The sequence below is a fragment of the Streptomyces sp. NPDC057939 genome, from assembly GCF_042887545.1.
GTDB lineage: Bacteria > Actinomycetota > Actinomycetes > Streptomycetales > Streptomycetaceae > Streptomyces.
This window is the reverse complement of the sequence record NZ_JBHVPG010000011.1, coordinates 73,073-95,575: the sequence shown is the minus strand read 5'-3', so window position 1 is coordinate 95,575 and position 22,503 is coordinate 73,073. Positions and strand designations below refer to the sequence as shown.

Below are 22,503 nucleotides of genomic sequence, written 5' to 3'. Positions count from 1 at the left end.
GTCACCAGGTGGCGGACCGCCGCTGTCCACCGTCCGCACGTTGCCGCCGTACTTGCCGCGCGGCAGGCCGACCGCCCGGTGGCAGCCCACGCCATGACCCCCCCCGCCCGCTCGCACCGCTGAACCTGCGGCCACGACGGCCGGTCCCACCTCGCGGACGGGCGGTCGGGCGGGTGGGCGGTCGGGCGGGTGGTTCGGCGTGGTCGGGGTGGTCATCGTGGTCGCGCCGCACCCGGCAGCACGCCTTCCCCCCTCACGCGTCTCCGGAAAGGCCGACCTGCGTGATGACGCGGCGCAGCAGGTCGCGCGCGGCGGCGAGCTCGGCGTGGGTGATGTCGGCTGCGAGTCGACGGTGGACGTCGTTGGCCCGCCGTGTGATGCCTTCGAGAACGCGACGCCCTTGGGGGGTGAGGTCGATCAGGGGGGAGTTCCGGTGATCGGGATTGGGCTGGAAGGTGGCCAATCCGTCGTGGACGAGATCGTTGGCGATGCGCTGGACTCCCTGGCGGGCGACACCCAGACGGCGTGCCGCCGCGGCCACGGTCAGGGATTCGCCGGAGGCAACGCTGAGCACCTGCCATCGGGACTGCGTCTGGCCTTCGGAGGCGGCGATCGTCTCACCGGACTTCCGCAGGACGCCTGCGGCCTCGTATACGTCCGCGACGAGCAGGGCCATCTCGTCGGTCACCTCGGGCACGGGCATGTCCACCACTTCCACATTGACAACGCGTTGTCACTCTGTAAATTTGTTGTCATTCTACTACCGTGTCGTGGCGGCCGGCTGTCGCAGGCCCCTCACACCCAAGGGAGTGCACCATGACCACTGCTGTCGACCACCTGCAGGCCGTACTCGAGCGGGCGCAAGCCGACCGTCCCGAGGTCGGAGGCTTCCCCCATCTCGCCGAATCGCTGCGCCGGGCCGGAGTCACCCGGTACCGCATGGCCGTGCCGTCCAACGCGGTGCTCTATCTGACCGCCGCCGGCCCCGTCGCCGTCCAGAGCGAGCCGCTGCTCGCCGGCATCGTCCAGGTCGCACGGTTCGACCGTCAGTCACTCATAGCGGCACTGCGCGCCAACCAGGCCGGCGAGACGACGTTCCCCGAGTTCGTCCGGGGCTGCTGGATGGCGGGCATCGTCTGGTACGACGTAGACCTGGCGGCACGCACCTGCACTTACCACGGGGCCGACGGTGACTCGTACGTCGAGGAGTACGAGGCCGTCGAGCTGTAGGCGGCCGCCGTCCGTTGGTCCGTCCGAGTGCCGAGGCGGCGGCGGGGCCTGGTAGGCATCGCCTCTGTCGGTTCCCCGTCGTACCCGGGCCGTGCGAGAGCGGGCGTCACGCCCCTGTCGCCGCGGCCGTGGCCCCTGGGTGGGCCTGCGGGTTGGGGCGGGTGCGTCGTTGGCGTGGTGGGGGGATCGAACGGATCAGCGGGAGGGCGCTGAGATGTCGGGCGGATCGTTTCCTCGTTCTCCGGCCGGAGGGGTGATCTTGAAAATGCGCCGACGCCGACGCCCCTCTGTCCTTTGGCTGAGACGACGACGGAGAACAATCATGAATATTTTGACCGCCGGGCCGACCGCCGGGCCGACCGCCGGGCCGATTTCCGGGGAGTTCCACGCACGCCGCGTCCAGGGCCTGAAGGCGGAAGTGCTGCGGTTGGTCGAGGAGGTCATCGTCGAGGGCGTCTACCACGGCGGCCGCCGCGTCCGGGAACTGGAGGTGGTGGCCGGGGAACGCTGGGGCGGCCACGCCGCCGCGACGAGCTCGGGCACGATGGCGCTCGAATGCGCGGTACGGGCGCTCGGCATCGGCATGGGGGACGAGGTGATCATGCCCGCCCTGACCTTCGTTTCCACCGCGTTCGCCGTGGCCGCCGCCGGGGCTGTCCCGGTGTTCGTCGACATCGACCCGCACACGCGAACCCTCGACCCGGCCGCTGCCGCGGCCGCCCTCACCCCGCGCACCCGCGCCGTGATCCCCGTCCACATGCACGGCCTGATGGCCGACATGACCGCGATCCGGACCCTGGCCGACCGCCACGACCTCGCCGTGATCGAGGACTGCGCGCAGGCCGCGGGTGCCACCGACACCGATCGGCCCGCGGGATCGATCGGTGACATCGGCTGCTTCTCGATGTGGGTCGGCAAGAACCTCGGCGGCCTCGCCGACGGGGGCCTCCTTCTGGCCCGCGACCCCGCACTCCTGCCGATGCTGCGCAAGCTCACCGACCTCGGCCGGGACGGGGAGCGCAACGTCCACCACCTGCGCGGCAGCCGGGGACGGATGGGCGAGATCGACGCCGCCGTCATCCGCCACCAGCTCGACCTGCTGCCCGCCTGGACCGACCGCCGCCGCACCCTCGCCGCCCGCTACACCGACGCGTTCGCCACCCTGCCCGTCGGTACCCCCGGTGATGCCGACAAGCGGCCGCACACGTACTACAAGTACCCCCTGACGATGCCCGACTCCGCCACGGCCGGATCCCTCACGGCCCACCTGAGTCGCACCGGCATCACCACGGAACAGGTCTACCCGTACGCCGTTCCCCAACAGCCGGCCCTGCGCGGCATCACCCACCGCACCGCCGACATCCCGGTCACCCTGGGCCTCCTGCCACGCACCGTTTGCCTGCCCTTGGCCCCCGAACTGACCGACGAGGAGGCCGACCGGGTCACCGACGCCGTCCACGCCTTCCATTCCGCCCGGGGCTGAGCCGGCCCGGCCTCGCCACGAGCCCGCTTCGGGACCCACGATCCGGACCCGGGTGCCGCGGGCCCCATGGGCCCCTCCTCGTCCCACACCCGATCCCGCTGGGGCCAAAGGGCGGCGTCCTCGACGGAACCAGGCGGCAAAACCGCCGACCGACGGGCGGCGCCGGACCTGGACGTCATGATCGGCGACGCCGAGGCGGTCGGGCCGGTGAAGCCCCCACGGCTTGCACACGCGTTCCTCGCCGTGAAGCCCCGGCGCCGGGCGCCCGGCGCCTGACGCGGCACGCCCGGCGCCCGGCGCCAGACGCCCGACGAGTTCCTCATCCGTCGGCCTGCGGCTCAGGGCCGCCGCGCACCGTATCCCCTGGTGAGGGACCTCGTTGGTTGGGGTGTCCGCCCGTTCCCGCCTTGCCCGGAGTAGCTGTGCCCGCTGAAACCGCGTACCCGCCCGCCGATCTGTTGGAGGCCCGGGTACGTGATCCGTACCCGTACTTCGCGTGGCTGCGCCAGAACGCCCCGGCCCACGTCGAGCGGCGGCCGGGCCGGCCCGCCGTTTGGCAGGTCTCCCGCTACGCGGACGTTCGGGCGTTGCTCACCGACCCGCGTCTGAGCAAGGACCCGGACCGGGTCCCCGGATACGTGCCCGGGCCCGCAGGGCTGAATCGGCACCTGGTCCACGCCGACGCACCGGACCACACGCGCCTGCGGACTCTGGTCAACTCCGCGTTCGTGCCCCGCCGCATCGCTCTGCTGGAACCTTTCATCACCGAAACCGCCCACCAACTGCTGGATCAGGTCGAGAACCACCTGCACCTCGACCTGATCACGGAGTTCGCCGCGCCGCTGACGTTCAGGATGATCTGCGCGATCCTCGGAGTTCCCGCACACCTGGACACGGCCGAGACCCGAGACACCCTCATGGCCACCATCAGCCCCACCAGCTGCGCCGGTCCCGGCCGCGCCGAACACGATCTGCACGGCCTGCTCGACGCACTGATCGCCGGGAAACGTGGCGGACACGCATCTGACGGCATCGACCTGCTGGGCGCCCTGGTCCGGGCGGGCGACGAGAGCGGGGCCATCACCGAGGAGGAGCTCCGCTCCACCGCCTACCTCCTCCTGCTGGTCGGGCACGACACCACCATGAACCTGATCGGCAACGGCATGCTCGCCCTGCTCCACCACCCCGGCCAGACAGCCCGCCTCACCGCCGGGGACGTCCCGGACGCTCTGATGGCCACCGCGGTGGAGGAACTGCTCCGCTACGACTCACCGGTGCGGGACGCCACGTTCCGCTGCGCGGCGGAACCGATTCGCCTGCACGGCCGGACCATCGCCCCAGGGGAGGCCGTCAGTCTGCTGATCGGCTCCGCCAATCGCGACGCGGACCAGTTCCCCGACCCCGACCGCCTCGACCTCGCCCGTACGCCCAACGACCACCTGGCCTTCGGATACGGCCCGCACTTCTGTATCGGTGCCGCGCTCGCCCGCCTCGAAGCCACCGTGGCCTTCCCCCTGCTCCTCGAACGCCTGGGCCCGGTGCGGCTGGCCAAGCCCGCCGTGGAACTGCCCTGGCGTCCGGCCCGCGTCATGCGCGGACTCGCCGCGCTGCCCCTCATCCGGGGATGACCCCGCCCCCGCCCGCCCCGCCGAGCCGAAACGGACACACGGATCAGATGAACAGCCCCTCCACACCCACCACGGACGCAGTGGTGCTGACCGAGCGACGCGATCGAGTCCTGGTCATCACCCTCAACCGGCCCGGCGTCCGCAACGCCGTGAACCAGGCCCTGGCCGACGCCGTCGACGCCGCACTCACCGACCTGGAGCACGATGTGGAGCTGGAGGTCGGCATCCTCACGGGCGCGGGAGGCCACTTCTGCTCCGGCATGGACCTCAAGGCCTTCCCCGACGAAGGGGTGCCCAGGGTTGCCGACCGGGGCCTGGCGGGCCTCACCCGGGCCCGCCGTTCGAAGCCGCTCATCGCAGCCGTCGAAGGCGCGGCGGTCGCCGGCGGTTTCGAACTCGTCCTCGCCTGCGATCTGATCACCGCCGCCGACACCGCGTTCTTCGCCCTCCCCGAACCCGCGCGTGGTCTCGTCGCCTCCGAAGGTGGGGCCATCCGGCTGCCCGTCCGCCTTCCGCACCACGTGGCCATGGAGATGCTCCTGACCGCCTGCACCCTGTCGGCCGCGGACGCAGCCAGGTACGGGCTCGTCAACCAGCTGTCCGGCCAGGGCAAGGCACTGGACGCGGCCCTCGCCCTCGCCGACCGGATCCTTGCCAACTCCCCACAGGCCGTCCGCGTCACCCGGCAGGTCGTCGAAGCCACCCGCGGCCTGGACGACCACACGGCGTTCACCGTCCAGGACCCCCTCACCACCCCGGTCTTCGCCACGGACTCGGCAGCAGAGGGATCCCGTGCATTCTGCGAGAAGCGCCCCGCAACCTGGACCGTCCGACCGGGCCGGTGAGGATGGACCCACTCCCACTCGGCGCGTCCGGCCCACATAACCTCACAGGTACGGGGGCAGCGCATGCCCACCGGTTGGGCAGGCGTCAGTTTTCGCGGCTGGGGAGGTTCTCCTTCAGTTTGGCGTCCGGTCGGGTCACGGGCCGATCGAGAGCGAATCGGGTGGGCCGGTCCTGCCGCACCTCCTGGTCTCCCAGATCGCCGGGGACCGTCAGGACCGCCACACCGCTGCGGCTGATCGCGGCGCGCACCGCGGATTCGAGCATCCGCGGCATCTGCTCCGGCGAGGTGACGGTGGCCCGGTAGACGGCGACGTCCCTGAAGAGCAGATCGTTGTCGACCTCCTGGAAGTAGTCGCTGCCGATCTCGGCGAGGGGGACCTGGCCACAGATCGCCAGTACCGGGGCGTGGCTCTTGGCGGCGTCGTACAGCCCGTTGAGCAGGTGCACGGAACCGGGACCGACGGTGCCCATGCACACCCCCAAGGTCCCCGACAGCTGGGACTGCGCACCGGCCGCGAAGGCCGCCGCCTCCTCGTGCCGGCACCCCACCCAGTCCAGGCCCTCGGTGGTGCGAATGGCGTCGGTCAGCGGGTTCAGGGCGTCACCGACGACGCCGAAGACATGCTGAACGCCCAGCTCCTTCAGCGCGTCGACGATCACGTGAGCGACGGTACGTGTCACTGAGATGCCCTTCGATTCGATGCGGTTCCCCGACCGAGAACCACGTGAGCGCACGGGCCGGCCCGGATCGGCCGCCTTCCGGTCGCCTGCCCCGCCCGCCGGCCCTGATGCCCTCGACATCGGGTCACGATTCCAGCCACCGGGGACGCGACACCGGACACCGGCGCCGCACTCGCCGCCGCACCACGGAACGGGACTATCCATCGAACCGGGGGAGTGCGCCGAGGCTGCCCGCCGCAAGATCGGGTAGGCGGTCCTGACGAGGTGCTCCCACGGGTCCCACGGGAATGGTGATCGGCTTGCTCGGTTTGACCGGGATCGACATGGTGTACGCCTGCGCGGGACTGGGCGCCCTGTGCGCGGCAGTGCTGCCTTCTGCTCTGGCCAAGCGGCCACTGTCCTTGCCGATGGTGTTCCTCGCGGCGGGATTCCTGGTGTTCCTGCTGCCCCTCGACGCGCTACCGACACTCGATCCCGTCCGGCACCGAAGCATGGTGGAGCACCTCACGGAGGTCTGTGTCGTGGTCGCGCTGATGGGTGCGGGACTTGCGATCAACAGGCCCCCGGGATGGCGTAGCTGGTCGACGACTTGGCGGCTGCTGGGCTTGGCCATGCCCCTGACGATCCTGTTCACCGCGGTGGTCGGCGCGTGGCTGGTGGGGTGGCCGCCGGCCGTGGCCCTGCTGGTGGCGGCTGCCCTGGCTCCCACCGACCCGGTCCTTGCCGCCGAGGTGCGCGTGGGCGAGCCGACGGACGAGGAGGACGACGAGGACGAGGTCCGCTTCGCGCTGACCAGCGAGGCGGGGCTCAACGACGGGCTTGCCTTCCCGTTCGTCCTGGCCGCCATCGCACTGACCACGGCCTCGGCGACGGGCTGGTCCACGGACGGGCTCCAGCACTGGTTGTGGAGCGACGTCCTGGTGCGCAGTGTGGTGGGCCTGGTGGTGGGGCTCGGCGTCGGACGGCTGCTCGGCCGGATGTTCTTCCAGGCGTCCTGGAGAGCGCTGCGGCTTTCCGAACACCGTGAGGGCTTCGTCGCGCTCGCCGCCACCTTCACGGCCTACGGGCTGACCGAACTCCTCCACGGCTACGGCTTCCTCGCCGTCTTCGTCGCTGCCTGCGCGATCCGCAACGCCGAACGCGCCCACCGGTACCACCGCGTCATGCACGCCTTCACCGACCAGGTCGAAAGGCTTCTCACCGCCGTCATCCTCTTCCTCGTCGGCGGGTTCATCGCCGACGGCGGCCTCTCGGCACTGACCTGGCGCGGAGCCGTTCTGGGGCTGGTGCTCTTCCTCCTGATCCGCCCGGCCGTCGGCTTGGTCGTCCAGTCGCGGGGCAACGCCACGGGGAAGGAGAGAGCCGCCATCGCGGTGTTCGGCATCCGTGGCATCGGCTCGTTCTTCTACCTCGCGTACGCGTTGGGCGAAGCCGACTTCGCCGCCCCCGCTCGCGAACTGTGGGCCGTGGTGACCTTCACCGTGCTGCTCTCCGTACTTCTGCACGGCGTCGCGGCCACCCCCGTCACGGCCCGACTGGACCGCTCGGCTCCACAGGACTGAAGAGCACACGGGGCGCGGCGCGGACCGATCGCGGGCGAGGGCGCGCCCTTTCCATCACGGGTGCTGCCCGTCGGCACGTTGGTTCGTGAAGATCCGGGGTAGCGTCCCGGACATGGACATTCGCACCACAGTTGAGCGCGCTCAACGCCTCAAGCAGCTGCACGCCGAATACCAGCCGCTCGTGCTGCCGACCGTCTGGGACGCTTGGTCCGCGCGGACGGCAGCCGCTGCCGGGTTCCCCGCGCTGACGATCGGCAGTCATCCGCTCGCCGACGCCCGGGGGGCCGACGACCACGAGGGACAGACCTTCGAAGAGGTGCTCGCCGCCGTCAGGCCGATCATCGCGGCGGTCGACATCCCCGTGTCCGTGGACCTGGAGGCCGGGTACGGGCAGGATCCCGCAGACCTCGTCGCCGGCCTCATCGAGGTCGGAGGCGTCGGTCTCAACATCGAGGACACCGTCCACTCGGACGGCGGACGCGTGCGCAGCACGCAGGAGCACGCGGGCTACGTCGCCGGCCTGCGCGCGGCGGCCGACGACGCGGGAGTCCCGGTCTGGATCAACGGGCGCACCGACCTCTTCATGCACGCCGAGGACGCCGCGAGCGCTCTCGGCGAGGCGGTCGAGCGACTGCAGGCCATGGAGCAGGCAGGCGCCGACAGCGTCTATCCGGTGGGCATTCAGGACGACGACGACCTGCTCGTCGCGGTGATCGCAGCGGTCGCCATTCCGGTGAACTCCACGGCCCATCCCGTCAAGCACGATCTCGCGCGTTTCCGGCGCCTCGGGGTCGGCCGGATCACCTACGGTCCGCTGTTGCAGTTCGCGATGACGGATGCGATGAAGGACATGCTCGGCCGGTGGGCTCCCTAGCCGGTCCTGCCCGGGGCCGAACCTTCGATCCCGGGCAGCACCCCGGCCGGGGGCGGCCTGATCCCGACCTCGGGGGTGCCCGGCGAGGTTCACACAGCGAAGGACTCGGGAAGTCGTCTCCATGCCAACGCACACTCACCGCACCGGCCCCACCGCATCGGCCCCACCCTACCGCCCGGATTCACGGCACCGGCCGGCCAAGATGGTCCGGGAGTCGGGCCGTTAGGGTCGGGGCATGACGCCATCACTCGCCGGCAGTGCCTTCGACTCGCTCCGCCTGGACGCCGTGTCCGACCAAGAGGCGCTGCGCAGGGCCTACGTCCTCCCCAAGGACACGGCGCTGCGCAAGCAGATGACCGAACTCACCGAACAAACACGACAGTTGATCGGGTGCTCCTCGCTGGTCCTGATCGCGAGCGCGGACGCCGAGGGCAACTGCGACGTCTCCCCGCGCGGCGGGCCCCCCGGCTTCGTCTCCGTCCTGGACGCGCGGACGGTGGTAATACCGGACGCGACCGGCAACAAGCGTCTGGACACCCTGCAGAACGTCATCGCCACCGGACGGGCCGGACTGCTGTTCGTCATCCCGGGGCGCACGACGACGCTCAGGGTGAACGGCCGGGCCTGCGTCTCCACGCGCCCGGACCTGCTGTCGCAGCTGACCGCCGTCGGCAAGCCGCCGGCGAGCGCGCTGGTGCTGGGGATCGAGGAGGTCTACCCGCACTGCCCCAAGTCGCTCCTGCGCAGCGGGGCCTGGAAGCCGGAGCAATGGTTGCCGGCGGATGCCCAGCCGTCCTCCGCCGAGGTCACACTGGCCCAGCTGCGGATGCCGGAGCTGACGATCGCCGGCATCGAGCAGGACGAGGCGGACTCGCTGAAGTACCGGTACGAGTGACGGGCGCATGCCGTCACCGGCCCGGCATGCCCCACGGTCGGCCGTGTGTCGGTCCGTCAGCGTGCCGCCCCACCGCCCGGGCTGGCCTGTCGGGCCGATGCGCTCGCCTCGTCGATGGACGTATGGGGTCGAACGTGGGCGATGACGAGGGCGACGTCATCGGCGGCGTCACGATGGCGTAGGGAGGCCAGCAGCCGGTCACAGGTCGCCTCGGGGGAGAGGCCGGGGTCGGTGAGGAGGCTGAGGAGGAGGTCGAGGCGGTCGTCGAGGGAGTCGCCGCGAGTCTCGACGAGGCCGTCGGTGTACAGGACGAGCCGGTCGCCGGGGAACAGGTCGAGGGCGGTGGTCTCGAAGTCGGAGTCGCCGAGTCCGCCCGTGCCGAGCGGCACACCGACGGGAAGGTCGAGCAGTTCGGGGGCCCGCCCCGAGCGGATCACGATGGGGGGCGGGTGGCCGGCGAGGGCGACGCGGCAGCGGGAGCGGCGCGGGTCCCACGTGGCGTAGACGCAGGTCGCCATGGTTCCGTCCAGTTCCGTGGTGATGTGGTCGAGGTGGCGCAGGACCTGGGCGGGGTCGAGACCGAGGTCGGCGAGGGTGCGGGTGGCCGTGCGCAGTTGTCCCATGGTGGCGGCGGCGTGGACGCCGTGTCCCATGACGTCGCCGACGACGAGGGCGGTCCTGTCCTCGGGCTGGAGGATCGCGTCGAACCAGTCTCCGCCGATCCCGCCGGCCGCCGCCGCGGGCTGGTAGCGGTAGGCGATCTGCAGTCCGGCGGTCCGGGGCGGGGGATGCGGGAGGAGGTGGCGCTGGAGGGTCAGGGCGGTGTCGGCGGCGTGCTGGTACCAGCGGGCGTTGTCGATGGCGATCGCGGCGCGGGTGGCGAGCTCACCGGCCAGAGTGACGTCGTCGTGGTCGAAGGGCAGCGGGTTGCGGGTGCGCAGGAGCCCGAGGGCGCCGAGGACCTGTCCTCGGGCCGTCAACGGCACGGCCAAGTAGGAGTGCGCGCCCTCCTGGGCGAGGAGCTCCGCGGAGGCGTCGTCGCGCGCGATGCGCCCCAGGTCCGGGCGCGTGGCGCGCCGCACCAGGACGGGATGCCCGGTGCTCACGCAGTGGGTGACCAGCCGCTCGGCCGAATAGGTGGTGCGCGCGCCCACCTGGTCGGCGGCGCGGACCACGTCCGTCTCGTAGGCCGCCGCTACGGCCAGGGCCATGAACAGGGCCTGTCCCGCACCGGGGCCGGGCGGGGCCGTCGCACCCCCTTCCAACACGGAGTCGAGGATGTCGACCGAGGCGAGGTCGGCGAGATCGGCCACGACGAGGTCGGCGAGTTCCCGGGCCGTGCGCCCCAGGTCGAGGGTGGTGCCTACGGTCACCGAAGCCCGGGCGATGAGGTCCAGCCGCCTTCGGGCCTCGGCGGCCTCCCGGGCAGCGCGGTGGCTGTCGGTGACGTCCACCACCACCAGGGCGACCCCGATCACCCGCCCGCGAGGGTCCTCCAGCCGGTAGTAGGAGCCCGACCAGGCATGTTCCCGGTCCGGGTCCGCGGGAGTGCGGCCGACACCGTACTGGTCCAGCAGCGGTACGCCGGTGTCCAGGACCTGGCGCATGGAGGCCTCGATCACGTCCGTGTCCAGGAACGGCAGCGCCTCGTGGGGCGTACGGCCCAGGTGTTCCTCGGCGGGCAGGCCGTTGATCCGCACCAGCATCGGGTTGACCAGGACGTACCGCAGGTCGGTGTCCAACACCGCCAGCCCGAGCGGGGACTGCGCCACGAGCGGCACCGACAGCGCCAGGTCACGCTCCACGCCGCGCAGGACGGCCTCGTCGCAGGCGATCCCCAGGGCGTAGACGCCGCCGCCCTCGTCCTGCAGCCGCATGTTGCGGAACTCCACCAGCCGCGTGGAGCCGTCCTTGTGCCGTACGGGGAAGACCCCTGCCCAGGTCCCCCCTCCGGCCATGACCTTCGCGAACAGCTCCAGGACCAGGTCGACGTACTCATCGGCGACCAACAGCTTCACCGCGTAGCTGCCCAGCGCCTCCTCGGCCGACCAACCGAACAGTTCCTGCGCCTGGGGGCTCCACAACGTGATGCGTCCCCCGGTGTCCAGGACCACCGCGGCCACGCTCAGCACGTCCAGCAGCCCTCCGGGCTCGGAGGGAACCACCCGTACGGGGCCGGGCTCGGCCCAGAACGCATCGGACGCGACCATGGACGGACCTCCTTCACCCACTGCGGTGGGCCCCGGACCCGACGTTCCAGTCCCTCACCGGCGCGTCAGCCCTCCTTTCATCCTGCGCCCGACCGGCCCGGGCGGCAGCCTCCGTCGGCGCTCGTACCGGCGCGGGAGCCGCCGAGAGGCAGGTTGCAGGTCAAGAGGCACCTGGTCCACGGCGCAGCCGACCGCCGGGCGGAGAGTTTCACGCCGGGCCGCGATCCATCACACTGAGCGGCGGGGCAGGTACGGAACGCCACCGCGGTGGCGGTCCGCGCCCGCATCCGCGGTGGGAATCGGGTGGGGTGCCCGGTGGCGGTAGCCCGAGGAAGGGATCCGAGGGAGGCAACCGAGAGACGAGCGGGGTGTGCTATTCGGCGATCTCACCGGGCGACAGGCGAGTGATCTTCTGTCCTTCCGCGGTTTCGACCAGGGTCAACGCGCCGATCCAGCGATCGTCGTCGGGGTACTCCCAGTTGGCCGGGTCGCAGAGCAGCGCCTGAAGTCGGTCGCGAGGCACGGGCTCGCCGGGCTGGAATCCCTCCCGCCCCGCAGGGGAGGTCCACGGCACGACCCTGCACACCTCGATCCAGCCGCGGTCGACGAGTCCGAGCAGGATCTGCGCCAGTTCCTCGACCGGAGCCGACTGATCGGCCTCTGCGAGATCGCCCCGGACGCCGGGGAGGATGTCGATCTCATAGGAACTGATGAGGAAGGCCCGCTCCGACTCGGTCAGCGCTTCCCATATCTGCTTGCTCACACGTCATTGTCCCAGAACCGGGGGGGCAGGATGCGTGGACAGGTCACCGGCACACACCAGGGGCCACGGCCTCTCGCTGCCGCTGCTGCCGCCTTCGACCGCGCCGTTCCGATTCGAGGCGACCTCACCGGCCAACTGCCGCATGCACGCCGGTGTCGTGAGTCACCATCACCCGCCGAAAAATCAGTGGAGACCTGCTCCCGTTGGCCGTTAACGTGCTGCCACCCGCTGTCGCCCCTGGTAAGGACATGCCGTTGTACACCAAGTGAGACCCCCCGAGCGCTGAACCGTCGCGCGTCGCACTCGTGCGCCGTGCTCCTTTTCGCTGCGGTCTTCTCACTGGAACCGGTGTATTCGCATGTCACAAATCTGGGTGGTCGTTCCCACCTGCCCTCCGACAGTTCTCCGCCGTTGCCACAGGTGTCCTTCCGGGCGCTTCCGGACGCACGGCAAGTTTCGCGTCAACGCGAACCACAAACTCCTCGACGCCTGGCTCCTGGCCCTGTGCACCGGCTGCGGGGACACCACCAAACTCACCGTGCTGGAACGGACGCACGTGCGTTCCGTACGACCCGAGTTCCTGGACCTGATGCACGACAACGACCCCGGCCTGGCAGCCGAACTGCTCCAGGACCCGATCCTGCTGCGCCGCAATCACGTAGCCCTGGACTGGGACAACGCCTGGCGTCTCGACAGTGGCGAGCCGGGTCTTCCGGATCTGCCGGATGGTGAGGCGATCGAGGTCCGGGTCCGCTTCGCGGCGCGGATACCCGTGCGGCCCGTGCGACTGATCGCCGAAGGCTTCGACTACTCGCGAGCCGAGGTCGAGAGGCTGCTCACCGCGGGGAACCTCGTGTCGACGGTCCGTCTGAGCGGCAAGCTCTCGGGCGACTTCACGTTCACGCTCAAGCGCTGACTCCTCCGCTGAACCAGGGGCCTGCCCGCCGACATCCGAACGGATCCGGCGGGCAGGTCCCTGGGAGGGGGGAGAGGGCGGCGATCAGGCCCGGAAGGGGGCTTCGCAGCGGGCCTCAGTCGTCTCGGCCCTGCCATGTGGTCACGCAGGCCTCGTTTCCCTCCGCGTCGGCGAGCACCCAGAACGCCGGGGCATGGGTCGCGGATACGAGTCTGCCCCCAGCCGCCAGCGCGGCCTCGATCCGCCGGGGTGCCTCGTCATGGGGAACGCAGACGTCGAAGTGGATGCGATTGCGCTGCGGGCGCGCCCGATCCATCTGCTGGAACCAGACCGCCGGGCCCTGTCCGACGGGATCGACAAGTGCATCCGTCGGCCCCTCGGCTCCCGCCTCGTCGGCATAGCCCAGAACCGCCTTCCAGAACGGCCGGATCTCGGCGATGCTCAGCGCATCGATCGCGATCTCCAGGACTTGGACCGATCGCGGTGCCTCCGTTCCGATGTCGGGTTCCGTCGTCAGCAACCCGGTTTCGTTGATGGCGGTGGAGATCCGACGGGCGAGTTCGACGTCCCGTTCGGTCACGGCCGCATGGTCCAGCGACTGCAGAGTGAGCACGAGCCGCTCGGGGCGCGCATCGACCCGCAGGTGCCGATCGGCACTGTTGCCGCACACCGCGATGGCGCCCGCCGCCAAACCGATCGCCTGGGCCAACGACCCGACCGGGACCGACGTTCGCAACGTGCCCAGCAGGAAGCGCCAGCCGTGGTCGTGGACAGCCTCCGACGCTTGCTGCCGACTCAGTATTTGCTCCATGCCCGCATGCTCGCAGCCGACTGCGGGACCCGTCCGGTGGTCATCCGAAAAGGGGCCCTGAAGTTGGCCGCAGGGACGGGACGAGGTCGGTGGCACCCAACGGGCCGGCAGCCCCGATCTCCGAGGTCCGAAGTTCCGAGCCCCGAAGTTCCGAGCTCCGAAGGTCCGATCACCTCACGTGGGCGTAGCGGTGGGCGTAGACGTGGACGGTTCGCCGCCGGCCCGGAGGGGCAGGTCGACGCGGACCGTGAGTCCTCCGCCGGGGCGCGGGGTCGCGGTGACCTTGCCGTGGTGGGTGAGGGTGATCGCGCGTACCACGGCGAGGCCCAGTCCCGAGCCCTTGCTCCGGCGTTCCGGGCCGCGTCGGAACGGCTCGAACAGGATCGGGATCTCCGCAGGGGCCAAGGCCGGTCCGGTGTTGGTGACCTCGATGAAGGCCCGCCGACCCGTGACACCGGTGGTGATGGTCGCCGTGCCGTCCTGGTGGTTGTGCCGTACGGCGTTGGTCAGGAGGTTCAGCGCGATCTGCTGGAGCAGGGAGGGGTCGCCGGCGACCGGCGCGTGGGCGGGGTGTGTGCTGATGCGGATCGTGCTCGCCCGGGCCTCCTCGGCGAGCTCCGTGACGGCGTAGCGGGCGGTGTCCGCGAGATCGACCGGCTGCGGTGTCAGAGCCTCGCTCTCTCCTCGGGCCAGGGTCAGCAACGCCTCGATCAGACGCTCGGTGCGGGCATTGGCGTCCAGGGCGCGGTGCAGGGCGGGTCGCAGGTCGGCGGGGACCCGGCCCTGGGCCAGGGGGATCTCCAGAGCGGTGCGTTGCAAGGTGAGCGGGGTGCGCAGTTCGTGCGAGGCGTGGGCGGTGAAGTGGCGTTGTGCGGTGAAGCTGCGGTCGAGACGGTCGAGCATGGCGTCGAAGGTGTCGCCGAGTTCGCGGACCTCGTCGTGCGGTCCGGTCAGGGCGAGCCGTTCGTCCAGGGTGCTCCCGGTGCTGATGCGCCGGGCGGCGGCGGTGACCTGGGTGAGGCGGTGCAGTGAGCGGCGACCGGACCACAGGGCGAGCAGTGCCGCGAGGACGGTGAAGAGGACGAGGAGCACGAGGGACCGGACCAGCAACTCGTTGAGGACGCTGTGCTGGAAGTCCTCGAAGGCCTCGGCGGGCGTGGTGGGTACGGCCTCGGAGGTGCCCGGCGGCAGGGGGGCGGGGCTCCGTACCGGATCGGAAGGGCCGGTGTCCGGGACGCCGGGTGGCTCGGCTGCCGGGAGGAGATCGACGGCCTGGATGACGAGGTAGCGGTTGTCCTCGATGAGCTGCCGCGAGCTCAGCCAGTTCAGGAGGAGCAGGCCGGCGCCGAGTACCGCGAAGAGCGCGGTGGTCGTCAGCGTCAGCCGCCCGCGCAGCGGCAGCCGGTACGGGACGGGCCGGGTGCCGACCCGGTGGCCGCGGCTCACAGCCGGTATCCGAAGCCGGGATCGTGGTGGACGAGCGGAGGGTCGCCCAGCTTGCGGCGCAGGGAGTGCACGGTGACCCGTACGGCGGTGGTGGCCGGGTTCAGTGCCGCGTCCCACAACCTGTCCCGAAGCTCCTCCGTATCGACGGGTGCGCCGTCCGCCGCCAGCAGCAGTTCCAGCACACCGAGCTCCCTGGGCGTGAGCTTCAGTGGGCGGCCGTCGCGTTCGGCGACCCTTCGAACGGTGTCCACGCTGACACCGTGGCGGCTCAGCACGGTGGCCGCGCTGCCCTGCGAGGCGCGTCGGCCGAGGGCCCGCAGTCGGGCGACCAGTTCCAGGTAGGAGAAGGGTTTGGCCATGTAGTCGTCAGCGCCCTGACCGAGGCCGTCGACCAGATCGGAGAGGCCGCCGGCGGCGGTGAGCATCAGGATCCTGGCAGGATGGCCGGCCGTGTTCAGGGCCCGGCAGACGGAGTCCCCGCTCAGGTGGGGCAGATCGCGGTCCAGGACCAGTACGTCGTACGCGGTGACGGCCGTCATCTCCAGCGCGCGGGCACCGTCGTGCGCGACGTCGCAGACCATGCCTTCCCCGCGCAGGCCCTCGGCCAGCATCTCGGCCAGCTCCACCTCGTCCTCGACGATGAGCACTCGCATGTCTTCCGTCCCGTCGTCCGTCCTGCTCCAGGTGCCTGCGCGGTGCGCCGTCCTGTGTGAATCCGCTGGTCAAGGATCCCCCGGACGACGTTAGCCACCGGTTAGGCGCAGCTCACCGATGGCTAACCGGGCGCTGCGTAGAACTGGTGGACGTCGCGTCACGCCATCGTCGAGCCACATCAGGGAGCACAACATGCGCAGTCGAACCGGACGGGTCCTCATGGCGGCAGCCGCCGTGAGCGCGGCACTGGTGATGAGCGGTTGCTCCTCCCAGGAGGCCGCGCCCAACGTCGCCGGGGGCGACGGATCGGGCAAGGGCAAGCCGCAGGACGACAACGCGGTCCGCCGGGCCTGGGTGACCTGCATGCACGGACAGGGGCGCAACGAGGTCCAGCAGGACAAGGACGGCAACATCTTCACCCCCGCGACCGGTACCGGCGGCGACGTGGACGTCGCCGGGTACGAGGCGGCGGTCAAGGTCTGCGACGAGAAGGTTCCCGGCATCCACCAGGCCAAAGCGAAGATCAATCAGAAGTTCGTGGACGAGGCGCGTGCGTGGGTCGCGTGCGCGCGGAAGAACGGCTACTCGGAGATACCGGACCCCGACCCGAAGAGCGGCGTCCTCCTCATCCCGCGGCTGAAGTTCGACGCCGCCAAGTGGGACGCGGTCCAGCCGGCCTGCAGCAAGCTGCCCGCGCCCAGCTACTCGATCGGGGAGTGACCATGCCCGAGACCGTCGAAACCGGCGATGCCGTCGGCTTCACCGACCCCGCGGCCACCGCCTCCGAGGCCACCGACGTGCCGGGCAGCAGGCGGAAGAAGCGTCGCAGGACCGTCGTTCCCCTCGTCCTCGTAGCCGCGCTCGCGGGCACCGCCGCGTGGGGCGCGACCCGCCCCTGGGAGGGCAAGGGGCCCGGCACCGAGCAGTCGTCCGTCGACCACGGGACGGTGGCGGTGGAGAAGGGATCGCTGTCCAGCGGCATCCAGGTCGCCGGGGCCCTCAGCCACGACACTCCCACCTCCGTGGTCGGGACCGGCCAGGGCACGATCACCGCCCTGCCGGCCGTCGGCACCGTCGTCAAGGCGGGCGGCAAGCTCTACGAGGTCGACGGGCGACCCGTCGTCCTCATGACGGGGGACCGGCCCATGTGGCGCGAGCTGGGCCCAGGCGTCGGACACGGGCCCGATGTCAAACAACTCAAGAGCAACCTGGTCAAGCTCGGCCACGCGGGCGGCCTCGGCCTGGCCGTCGACGAGAAGTTCACGGACGCCACCGCAACCGCCGTCAAACGATGGCAGAAGGCCCTCGGCGTCAAGGAGACGGGGACGGTCACCCCCGGCAGCGTCGTCATGCTGGCGCCGGCCGAGGTGCAGGTGCAGAAGCACGGCGCGCAGCTCGGCTCCACCCTCGGGGCGGGGTCCGTGATGACCGTGAGCGGCACCGACCTCGTCGCGGTCGTCCAGCCGGCCGAGAACCAGCTGTCCCAGTTCAAACCCAACGGGAAGGTGCTGGTCAACCTCTCGGGCGGCGGCACGGTCGAAGGGCGCGTCCGCTCCCTGCTCCGCGGCGATACCGGGGGAGGGGACGGCGGGGCGGGCGGGTCCGGCGGTGGCGGCGGTCAGCAGAAGACCTCCGTCACCATCGCGCTGGACAGCCAGGACGAGGCCCGGTCGGCCGGACCCTCCGCCGTGACGGTCAACGTCGTCGGGCAGACCGCCGACGACGCCCTCATCGTCCCGGTCACGGCGCTGCTCGCCCTGGACGGCGGCGGCTACGGCGTCAAGGTCGTCGACGGGGCCACCAGCCGGCTGGTCAAGGTCCGGCTGGGACTCGTCGCCGACGCCAAGGCGCAGATCACCGGTGACGTGCGGAGCGGCGACCAGGTGGTGATCCCCAAGTGACCACACCACCGCGTCGGGGCCGAGTACCCGTGCTGGAGCTGACCGGCGTCGTCAAGGAACACCCGGTTGCGGGATCACCCCCGCTGCGCATCCTGCACGGCATCGACCTCACCGTGGAGGCCGGTGAACTCCTCGCCGTCGTCGGCCCCTCGGGCTCCGGCAAGTCCACGCTCCTCGCCCTCCTCGGCTCGCTCGACCGGCCCACCGCCGGGCAGCTGCGCTTCGAAGGGCGCGACCTGTCCGACCTCTCCGACCACGAACTGGCGGCCCTGCGCGCGCACCGGATCGGCTTCGTCTTCCAGCAGTTCTTCCTGCTTCCCGGACTCACCACGGTCGAGAACGTCGCCACCGGCATCCTCTACGGCGGCGCCCCCGCCGCACGGCGGCGCCGGGCGGCCGTCGAAGCCCTGCGCGAAGTCGGCCTGGGGCACCGCCTCGCTCACCGCCCCGACCAACTCTCCGGCGGGGAGAAGCAGCGCGTCGCCATCGCCCGCGCCCTCGTGGGCCGCCCCGCGCTGCTGCTCGCCGACGAACCCACCGGAGCGTTGGACAGCGCCTCCGGCGCCGCCGTCGTCGACCTCCTGCGCGCCCTCAACGACAACGGCACCACCGTCGTCGTCATCACCCACGACCGCGACCTCGCCTCCTCCTTCCCCCGACGCATCGGCATCCACGACGGCCGCATCGACTTCGACGAACGCCGCCCGCACCCCGCAGGAGTCGACCGATGACATCCCCGTCCCCCCTGCGCCGGACCCGGCTCCGACCGACGGACCTGCTGCGCCTGGGCATGATCGGACCACGCACGCGCAAGATGCGCACCGCCCTGTCCGCCCTCGGCATCTCCCTGGGCATCGCCGCAGTCATCGCCGTGACCGGAATCAGCGCTTCCAACCAGGCGCACCTGCTGGCCCGCCTGGACCGACTCGGCTCCAACCTGATCACCGTCACACCGGGCAGGGGCACCGACCAGCAACCCGCACCACTGCCACCCACGGCAGAGAAGATGCTCGCCAACATCGCCCCCGTGCAACAGGTCACCGCGACCGGTGCGACCAAGGCCGAGGTCTACCGCAACGACCTGGTACCGAAGGAACAGACCGGCAGCATCGCGGTGTTGGCCACCCGGCTGAACCTGATGGACGTCCTGCACGCCACCCTGCTCCGCGGGAAGTGGCTGGACGAGGCGAGCGCGAACCTCCCCGTGACCGTCCTCGGCGACCAGGCCGCGCAGCGCCTCGGCGTGACCGCACCCGGCGAGCGGGTCCGGCTCGGCGGCCAGTGGTACGCCGTCACGGGCATCCTCGCTCCGAACGACCTGGCCCCCGAACTGGCCACGTCCGCCCTGGTCGGCTGGCCACAGGCAACGGCACACCTGGGCGCGGACGGCACGGCCGCCACCGTCTACCTGCGCACCCATCCCGAACGCGTCCCCGACGTACAGGCCGTTGCAGGCGCCACCGCCAACCCGGCCAATCCGAGCAAGGTCGCCGTCAGCCGCCCCTCCGACCTCCTCACGGCACGGAACGAGACGAAGGGAGCCCTCACCGGACTCGTCCTCTCCCTCGCCGGAGTGGCCCTGCTCGTCGGAGGCGTCGGCATCGCCAACACCATGGTCGTCGGTGTCATGGAACGCCGCGGCGAGATCGGACTGCGCCGCGCACTGGGCGCCAGGGGCGGACAGATCGCCGCCCAGTTCCTGCTGGAAGCCGTCCTGATGGGCGGTATCGGAGGCATCGGCGGACTGATCGTCGGCGCCCTCACCGTTTACGGCTACGCCCTGGCCCAGGGATGGCCGGCCTCGATCCCCTTCCACACGGTCGTCGCCGGTCCCGTCGTCGCCGTCATCGTCGCCGCCCTCGCCGGACTCCACCCGGCGCTGCGCGCGGCCAGGGCCTCCCCGACGGACGCCTTGCGCTCAGCCTGAGGGGACACCCGGAACCGCGCCCGTTCCGTCCCCGCCCCTCCCACCCGCACACCACGCTCGACCTGCTACGGCCGACCGGTCCCGGACCAGGATCCCGCGCACCCACCCGGCGAACGGCGGGCGGGCGCGCGGGATCACGCCGTCCATCCCCAGGACTCCGCACCGAACCCCTGCGCCGACAGGCGGGGCCGGCTCCTGGTCGGGTGATCGAGGAACGGATTGCGTCTCTCGTTCCTGTCCACGCTCCCAACGTGACGCAAAGGCAGCCGCCCTACCGTTCCGTGTCTGCCAGGTGTGGGGCGACGAACGCCATGAAGTGCTGGAGGACGGCGAACGGCAGCGTTTGAGTTCCGTCGAAGTGGACCTCGGCGGGTTTCTCCTCCGCCGGCGCGTGGACAACCACCGTCACGGCCGTCGGCCCTGGCGCGGGTGAAGCTTGCGAGGAAGGGGTTCCAGCCGGAACCATGCGGGCCTCGCTGAGCTCGTACTGTGTGATCCGGCCCTCGCTCGTACCCGTCTCGGTGGTGAGGGCGCAGAACAGATCACCGTCGTGGTTCCAGGTCAGCAAGGACATGGCGATGATGCTGCCACACCCGGCTCCGCCGGCGTTCGAGCATGTGGTCCAGCCCCGCATCCGTCGCCGGCTGGATGCTTCCCTCGGCTCCTTCTTCGTCTAACCGAGTTCACCGAGTCGGAGGGCATCCCTTATCTCGCCGAGTCTCGCGGTCGTGGCCGGGGTCTGCTCCTGCGCTTGTTCAGCGAGTTGGAGGGCGTCGTCAATCTCGCCGAGCTTCACGGAGGACAGGACGGCCGCGCGCTCGATCAGGTCGTCCCGGGACACGGTGGTCAGCCACGTGCACGGGGTGAGGCCTGGACGCGGGAACGCGAGTCGCAGCACGCCTTCGAACGGCAGTCCTTCACCGGCGCCGACCGTCACTTCGATGCCCAGACCGCTGATGTCGACGCCCGCCGGAGCGACGACCTGCATCACCCGGATCCCGGACGTGTCGTCTCCCGAAAGCAGTACGACCAGCATCCGCTCGTCGAACTGGGCCCACCAGACTTCACCACGTCGCACAAGTCCTCCGGATACAGGGCGGCAGGCAGACACGGCGCGACCCTGACGCGCCGTGGAGACAGCGCGGCCACCGTTGAACATCGTTACGGGAAAAGACTGAAGATCATGCGGTGGTCGCAGGCCACAGCGTAGACCCTGCCCGCCGGCAGGAGACGTTCGCGGGAGACGAGGTCCACGGCGGCGACCCTGACGCCACTCGTCGCGCCGGAAGAACGCGGCACCGGCCATGTCCTCGCGGTGGCCTGCTCGCGCGAAGCCACCACAGGGGCCGGGAAGTTCTGCGCGGACACGTCGGCCAGGAAGGTGCCCAAGGGGGCCATCGGCCGCGCATCGCGAACGTCTAGACAGCGGCCGGGCGCACCACGCGGTAGCGGAGGTAGACGAATTTCGAGCTGAAGGTGCGGGTTTCTACGAGTTCCAGATCCACCTGGCGCTCGTCCCGGGCGAAGAACGGGATGCCGCCGCCGACCAGTACCGGGTGGACCACGACTTGGTACTCGTCGATCAGGTCCGCCGCGGCCGCCTCGGCGGCGAGGGCCGCGCCGCCGATCGCGATGTCTCCCTCCCCGGGCTCGGCTCGCAACCGTTCGATCTCCTCCGCCAGGCCGCCGGAGAGCAGTCGGGCATTGCCCTGCACCGTCGTCAGCGTGCTGGAGAACACCACTTTGGGGAGCGGGTTCCAGACTTCCACCCATTCGCGCGTCGCCTCGTCCAGCGAGGAATCCTGGTCGACGGTCTCCCAGTAGAGCATCGTCTCGTAGAGCCGTCGTCCCATCAGATGGACGCTGAGCTTTCGGGTCGTTTCGATCCAGAAGCGGAACACGTTGTCGTCGGGCGTTGTCCAGTCGAAGCCGCCGTCCGGTCCGACGATGTAGCCGTCAAGGGAGACACCCATGGAGTAGGTCACGCTGCGCATCAGAAGTCCTCCTCGGAGACGGATTCGACCCTACGGCCGCCGGCGCCGCAGGACCTGTCTCGGCTCGCGGGACGGTCCTGGATCTCTCGGCGCCGACCAGGACGGTGTTCGCCCTCTTCGGCGACACTATTCGTCGCCGTGCGAGCCGTCCTCGGCTTGGTGAACTTCGTGGAGCCGTCGCGTCCTGTGGTGCCGGGCGGCGCCGGTATCAGACGAGGGCGGTGACCAGCAGGGTGAACGCGGCGATGATGACGGCGACGCGGGCGTAGTGGTAGCGGTGCCAGCTCTGCAGCTGCTCCTTCCAGTCTGCGGGACGGTTCTCGGGGGTCCAGGTCTTGTTCCGGTTGTTGATCGGGACGAGCAGCAGGATCGACATGACCACGCTGAGGATCAGCAGTCCGGCTGCGGTGACGACGAGTCCCGCGCCGCCGTCGTGCCATCCGACGGCGGCCCAGATCGCGGCGAGGACCACCGAGCCTATGTACCAGAACGGCATCAGGGCGCCGAGCATCCGGCCGCCGTGGGCGTGACCGAGCTGGCCGCTGTCCTCGGGGAGCGCGTCCAGGATCCGGTTCATGATGAAGAGGACGGAGAACTCCACCCCCACCATCAGACCGACGACGACGGTGGTGAAGACCTGCAGGGCGTTGAACATGAGGTTCCCTCCCGAGCTAGCGTTGCT

General features: G+C 70.7%; 22 protein-coding genes and 2 pseudogenes. 13 read left to right on the top strand and 11 right to left on the bottom strand.

Annotation, left to right across the window (positions count from 1 at the left end; all coding sequences use genetic code 11):
• Nucleotides 1-253 precede the first annotated feature (253 nt).
• Nucleotides 254-703, bottom strand: a complete 450-nt coding sequence (locus ACFVS6_RS15315) for a MarR family winged helix-turn-helix transcriptional regulator (protein ID WP_389704023.1) — start codon at nucleotides 701-703, stop codon at nucleotides 254-256.
• Nucleotides 704-816: 113 nt separating this feature from the next.
• Here ACFVS6_RS15315 and ACFVS6_RS15310 point away from each other — a divergent pair, with 113 nt between their 5' ends.
• The 4 genes from ACFVS6_RS15310 to ACFVS6_RS15295 all read left to right on the top strand — a co-directional run bounded on the left by ACFVS6_RS15310 (nucleotide 817) and on the right by ACFVS6_RS15295 (nucleotide 5,186).
• Nucleotides 817-1,230, top strand: a complete 414-nt coding sequence (locus ACFVS6_RS15310; RefSeq protein WP_389704021.1) for a DUF1398 family protein — start codon at nucleotides 817-819, stop codon at nucleotides 1,228-1,230.
• Nucleotides 1,231-1,552: 322 nt separating this feature from the next.
• Nucleotides 1,553-2,713, top strand: a complete 1,161-nt coding sequence (locus ACFVS6_RS15305; RefSeq protein ID WP_389704019.1) for a DegT/DnrJ/EryC1/StrS family aminotransferase — start codon at nucleotides 1,553-1,555, stop codon at nucleotides 2,711-2,713.
• A 422-nt stretch (nucleotides 2,714-3,135) separates the two neighbouring features.
• Entirely contained in the window at nucleotides 3,136-4,341 is a 1,206-nt protein-coding gene (locus ACFVS6_RS15300; protein ID WP_389704017.1) for a cytochrome P450, read from the top strand.
• A gap of 47 nt (nucleotides 4,342-4,388) precedes the next feature.
• The gene (locus ACFVS6_RS15295; RefSeq protein WP_389704015.1) at nucleotides 4,389-5,186 is read left to right on the top strand and encodes a crotonase/enoyl-CoA hydratase family protein; all 798 of its coding nucleotides are present in this window, start codon (nucleotides 4,389-4,391) and stop codon (nucleotides 5,184-5,186) included.
• A 124-nt stretch (nucleotides 5,187-5,310) separates the two neighbouring features.
• Here the strand turns inward: ACFVS6_RS15295 and ACFVS6_RS15290 are convergent.
• A pseudogene (locus ACFVS6_RS15290) lies at nucleotides 5,311-5,868 on the bottom strand (thiamine pyrophosphate-binding protein); the annotation flags it as partial.
• A 323-nt stretch (nucleotides 5,869-6,191) separates the two neighbouring features.
• Between ACFVS6_RS15290 and ACFVS6_RS15285 the strand changes: the two are divergent.
• The 3 genes from ACFVS6_RS15285 (at nucleotide 6,192) to ACFVS6_RS15275 (ending at nucleotide 9,199) form a co-directional block, all read left to right on the top strand.
• Nucleotides 6,192-7,430 carry a cation:proton antiporter gene (locus ACFVS6_RS15285; protein WP_389704198.1) on the top strand — a complete coding sequence of 413 codons (1,239 nt, stop codon included), beginning with the start codon at nucleotides 6,192-6,194 and terminating at the stop codon, nucleotides 7,428-7,430.
• A gap of 112 nt (nucleotides 7,431-7,542) precedes the next feature.
• Complete coding sequence (locus tag ACFVS6_RS15280; RefSeq protein WP_389704014.1) at nucleotides 7,543-8,304, top strand: isocitrate lyase/phosphoenolpyruvate mutase family protein; 762 nt, start codon at nucleotides 7,543-7,545, stop codon at nucleotides 8,302-8,304.
• A 235-nt stretch (nucleotides 8,305-8,539) separates the two neighbouring features.
• Nucleotides 8,540-9,199 carry an MSMEG_1061 family FMN-dependent PPOX-type flavoprotein gene (locus ACFVS6_RS15275; RefSeq protein ID WP_389704012.1) on the top strand — a complete coding sequence of 220 codons (660 nt, stop codon included), beginning with the start codon at nucleotides 8,540-8,542 and terminating at the stop codon, nucleotides 9,197-9,199.
• Nucleotides 9,200-9,255: 56 nt separating this feature from the next.
• On the opposite strand, the gene ACFVS6_RS15270 is transcribed toward ACFVS6_RS15275, so the two are convergent.
• Together ACFVS6_RS15270 and ACFVS6_RS15265 are read right to left on the bottom strand one after the other, a co-directional pair.
• Nucleotides 9,256-11,409 carry a SpoIIE family protein phosphatase gene (locus tag ACFVS6_RS15270; RefSeq protein WP_389704010.1) on the bottom strand — a complete coding sequence of 718 codons (2,154 nt, stop codon included), beginning with the start codon at nucleotides 11,407-11,409 and terminating at the stop codon, nucleotides 9,256-9,258.
• Nucleotides 11,410-11,782: 373 nt separating this feature from the next.
• Entirely contained in the window at nucleotides 11,783-12,172 is a 390-nt protein-coding gene (locus tag ACFVS6_RS15265; RefSeq protein WP_389704008.1) for a hypothetical protein, read from the bottom strand.
• A 358-nt stretch (nucleotides 12,173-12,530) separates the two neighbouring features.
• Here ACFVS6_RS15265 and ACFVS6_RS15260 point away from each other — a divergent pair, with 358 nt between their 5' ends.
• On the top strand, nucleotides 12,531-13,088 hold the full coding sequence (locus ACFVS6_RS15260; protein WP_389704006.1) for a DUF1062 domain-containing protein: 558 nt from the start codon (nucleotides 12,531-12,533) through the stop codon (nucleotides 13,086-13,088).
• 115 nt (nucleotides 13,089-13,203) lie between these two features.
• Here the strand turns inward: ACFVS6_RS15260 and ACFVS6_RS15255 are convergent, their stop codons facing one another.
• The 3 genes from ACFVS6_RS15255 to ACFVS6_RS15245 all read right to left on the bottom strand — a co-directional run bounded on the left by ACFVS6_RS15255 (nucleotide 13,204) and on the right by ACFVS6_RS15245 (nucleotide 15,998).
• Entirely contained in the window at nucleotides 13,204-13,899 is a 696-nt protein-coding gene (locus ACFVS6_RS15255) for a VOC family protein (protein WP_389704004.1), read from the bottom strand.
• Between the two features lie 174 nt (nucleotides 13,900-14,073).
• Complete coding sequence (locus ACFVS6_RS15250; RefSeq protein ID WP_389704002.1) at nucleotides 14,074-15,345, bottom strand: sensor histidine kinase; 1,272 nt, start codon at nucleotides 15,343-15,345, stop codon at nucleotides 14,074-14,076.
• Nucleotides 15,342-15,998, bottom strand: coding sequence for a response regulator transcription factor (locus tag ACFVS6_RS15245; RefSeq protein WP_389704000.1), 657 nt, complete (start codon nucleotides 15,996-15,998; stop codon nucleotides 15,342-15,344). The genes ACFVS6_RS15250 and ACFVS6_RS15245 overlap by 4 nt, the downstream gene beginning before the upstream one ends.
• A gap of 193 nt (nucleotides 15,999-16,191) precedes the next feature.
• Between ACFVS6_RS15245 and ACFVS6_RS15240 the strand changes: the two genes are divergently transcribed.
• The 4 genes from ACFVS6_RS15240 to ACFVS6_RS15225 are packed head-to-tail and all read left to right on the top strand — an operon-like array spanning nucleotide 16,192 to nucleotide 19,827.
• A complete protein-coding gene (locus ACFVS6_RS15240) occupies nucleotides 16,192-16,719 on the top strand; it encodes a hypothetical protein (protein ID WP_389703998.1) in 528 nt (175 codons plus the stop codon).
• Nucleotides 16,720-16,721: 2 nt separating this feature from the next.
• Nucleotides 16,722-17,900, top strand: coding sequence for a peptidoglycan-binding protein (locus ACFVS6_RS15235; RefSeq protein WP_389703996.1), 1,179 nt, complete (start codon nucleotides 16,722-16,724; stop codon nucleotides 17,898-17,900).
• Entirely contained in the window at nucleotides 17,897-18,631 is a 735-nt protein-coding gene (locus ACFVS6_RS15230; protein ID WP_389703994.1) for an ABC transporter ATP-binding protein, read from the top strand. Before ACFVS6_RS15235 ends, ACFVS6_RS15230 begins: the two co-directional genes overlap by 4 nt.
• Nucleotides 18,628-19,827 carry an ABC transporter permease gene (locus tag ACFVS6_RS15225; RefSeq protein ID WP_389703992.1) on the top strand — a complete coding sequence of 400 codons (1,200 nt, stop codon included), beginning with the start codon at nucleotides 18,628-18,630 and terminating at the stop codon, nucleotides 19,825-19,827. The genes ACFVS6_RS15230 and ACFVS6_RS15225 overlap by 4 nt, the downstream gene beginning before the upstream one ends.
• Before the next feature lie 271 nt (nucleotides 19,828-20,098).
• On the opposite strand, the gene ACFVS6_RS15220 is transcribed toward ACFVS6_RS15225, so the two are convergent.
• Both ACFVS6_RS15220 and ACFVS6_RS15215 read right to left on the bottom strand, forming a co-directional pair.
• Nucleotides 20,099-20,401 carry a hypothetical protein gene (locus ACFVS6_RS15220; protein ID WP_389703990.1) on the bottom strand — a complete coding sequence of 101 codons (303 nt, stop codon included), beginning with the start codon at nucleotides 20,399-20,401 and terminating at the stop codon, nucleotides 20,099-20,101.
• 99 nt (nucleotides 20,402-20,500) lie between these two features.
• Nucleotides 20,501-20,905, bottom strand: a complete 405-nt coding sequence (locus ACFVS6_RS15215) for a type II toxin-antitoxin system PemK/MazF family toxin (RefSeq protein ID WP_389703988.1) — start codon at nucleotides 20,903-20,905, stop codon at nucleotides 20,501-20,503.
• Between the two features lie 152 nt (nucleotides 20,906-21,057).
• On the opposite strand from ACFVS6_RS15215, the pseudogene ACFVS6_RS15210 reads away from it, so the two are divergent.
• Nucleotides 21,058-21,223: pseudogene (locus tag ACFVS6_RS15210) on the top strand (IS701 family transposase); the annotation flags it as partial.
• Nucleotides 21,224-21,245: 22 nt separating this feature from the next.
• On the opposite strand, the gene ACFVS6_RS15205 reads toward ACFVS6_RS15210, so the two are convergent.
• Both ACFVS6_RS15205 and ACFVS6_RS15200 read right to left on the bottom strand, forming a co-directional pair.
• A complete protein-coding gene (locus tag ACFVS6_RS15205; RefSeq protein WP_389703986.1) occupies nucleotides 21,246-21,821 on the bottom strand; it encodes a dihydrofolate reductase family protein in 576 nt (191 codons plus the stop codon).
• A 208-nt stretch (nucleotides 21,822-22,029) separates the two neighbouring features.
• On the bottom strand, nucleotides 22,030-22,476 hold the full coding sequence (locus tag ACFVS6_RS15200; protein WP_389703984.1) for an anthrone oxygenase family protein: 447 nt from the start codon (nucleotides 22,474-22,476) through the stop codon (nucleotides 22,030-22,032).
• Nucleotides 22,477-22,503 lie beyond the last annotated feature (27 nt).

Bases quoted from the DNA above. Each gene is read 5' to 3' on its own strand.
- ACFVS6_RS15260 (WP_389704006.1), top strand. From the start codon at position 12,531: ATGTCACAAATCTGGGTGGTCGTTCCCACCTGCCCTCCGACAGTTCTC.
- ACFVS6_RS15220 (WP_389703990.1), bottom strand. From the start codon at position 20,401: ATGTCCTTGCTGACCTGGAACCACGACGGTGATCTGTTCTGCGCCCTC.
- ACFVS6_RS15275 (WP_389704012.1), top strand. From the start codon at position 8,540: ATGACGCCATCACTCGCCGGCAGTGCCTTCGACTCGCTCCGCCTGGAC.
- ACFVS6_RS15255 (WP_389704004.1), bottom strand. From the start codon at position 13,899: ATGGAGCAAATACTGAGTCGGCAGCAAGCGTCGGAGGCTGTCCACGAC.
- ACFVS6_RS15270 (WP_389704010.1), bottom strand. From the start codon at position 11,409: ATGGTCGCGTCCGATGCGTTCTGGGCCGAGCCCGGCCCCGTACGGGTG.
- ACFVS6_RS15315 (WP_389704023.1), bottom strand. From the start codon at position 703: ATGCCCGTGCCCGAGGTGACCGACGAGATGGCCCTGCTCGTCGCGGAC.
- ACFVS6_RS15310 (WP_389704021.1), top strand. From the start codon at position 817: ATGACCACTGCTGTCGACCACCTGCAGGCCGTACTCGAGCGGGCGCAA.
- ACFVS6_RS15245 (WP_389704000.1), bottom strand. From the start codon at position 15,998: ATGCGAGTGCTCATCGTCGAGGACGAGGTGGAGCTGGCCGAGATGCTG.
- ACFVS6_RS15305 (WP_389704019.1), top strand. From the start codon at position 1,553: ATGAATATTTTGACCGCCGGGCCGACCGCCGGGCCGACCGCCGGGCCG.
- ACFVS6_RS15225 (WP_389703992.1), top strand. From the start codon at position 18,628: ATGACATCCCCGTCCCCCCTGCGCCGGACCCGGCTCCGACCGACGGAC.
- ACFVS6_RS15285 (WP_389704198.1), top strand. From the start codon at position 6,192: ATGGTGTACGCCTGCGCGGGACTGGGCGCCCTGTGCGCGGCAGTGCTG.
- ACFVS6_RS15295 (WP_389704015.1), top strand. From the start codon at position 4,389: ATGAACAGCCCCTCCACACCCACCACGGACGCAGTGGTGCTGACCGAG.
- ACFVS6_RS15205 (WP_389703986.1), bottom strand. From the start codon at position 21,821: ATGCGCAGCGTGACCTACTCCATGGGTGTCTCCCTTGACGGCTACATC.
- ACFVS6_RS15200 (WP_389703984.1), bottom strand. From the start codon at position 22,476: ATGTTCAACGCCCTGCAGGTCTTCACCACCGTCGTCGTCGGTCTGATG.
- ACFVS6_RS15240 (WP_389703998.1), top strand. From the start codon at position 16,192: ATGCGCAGTCGAACCGGACGGGTCCTCATGGCGGCAGCCGCCGTGAGC.
- ACFVS6_RS15235 (WP_389703996.1), top strand. From the start codon at position 16,722: ATGCCCGAGACCGTCGAAACCGGCGATGCCGTCGGCTTCACCGACCCC.
- ACFVS6_RS15280 (WP_389704014.1), top strand. From the start codon at position 7,543: ATGGACATTCGCACCACAGTTGAGCGCGCTCAACGCCTCAAGCAGCTG.